The following is a 270-nucleotide window of genomic DNA, read 5'->3' on the forward strand; positions in this document are numbered from 1 at the left end:
AGACGATGCTGTAACGTGACCCTGTTATAGGTCTGTAGCTCAGTTGGTTAGAGCGCACCCCTGATAAGGGTGAGGTCGGCAGTTCAAATCTGCCCAGACCTACCATTGCAGATACACGGGGCCATAGCTCAGCTGGGAGAGCGCCTGCCTTGCACGCAGGAGGTCAGCGGTTCGATCCCGCTTGGCTCCACCATTTTGCTTCACGCAGCACAGCGCGTCAGAACTTAGAAATGAACATTCGTTGATGAATGTTGATTTCTGACTTTTGTC

At 52.6% G+C, this 270-nt stretch carries 2 tRNA genes; both read left to right on the forward strand.

Features of this window, described 5'->3' with window-relative positions:
* Positions 1-28: 28 nt before the first annotated feature.
* Positions 29-105, forward strand: a tRNA-Ile gene (locus FW789_RS24320).
* Between the two features lie 12 nt (positions 106-117).
* Positions 118-193, forward strand: a tRNA-Ala gene (locus tag FW789_RS24325).
* Positions 194-270 lie beyond the last annotated feature (77 nt).

This window comes from Pseudomonas sp. 1121_17, assembly GCF_052850745.1.